1 pseudogene is annotated in these 502 nt (G+C 44.6%); it reads right to left on the bottom strand.

Going from position 1 to position 502, the window contains the following annotated elements:
• A pseudogene (gene gpmI, locus ACWHAR_RS32675) lies at positions 1-502 on the bottom strand (2,3-bisphosphoglycerate-independent phosphoglycerate mutase); the annotation flags it as partial.

Below are 502 nucleotides of genomic sequence, written 5' to 3'. Positions count from 1 at the left end.
ATGCTTGTCAGCTTCAATTTCTTTGACAAGCGCGTCCTTCACTTCATACGCACTCATCTCAGGCTTCAAGTCATACGTTGCAACTTTAGGCGAGTTGATGAGAATACGCTCTTCACCCGGGAATTCAGCTTCACGGCCGCCGCTCATAAAGAACGTGACGTGCGGATACTTTTCAGTTTCTGCAATTCGAAGCTGTTTTAACCCGTGCTGAGATAATACTTCTCCGACTGTGTTATCAAGATTTATCGGTTTAAACGCTACATAGCCGTCAACAGTTTCACTGAAGTGAGTCAGGTAGACGAAATACAGGTTCTTTGGATAATTCTCGCCGCGGTCGAAGTCACGGAAGTCTTTGTTTGTGAACGTGTTGGAAATCTGGATGGCGCGGTCCGGTCTGAAATTATAGAAAATCACAGAATCGCCATCTTGGATTTTCGCAACAGGCTCACCGTTTTCTTTTGTGATGACAGATGGAATCACGAATTCATCGTAGATACCATTT

The sequence above is a fragment of the Bacillus sp. LR--39 genome (assembly GCF_053613335.1).
This window is presented reverse-complemented; position numbering and strand designations above follow the sequence as displayed.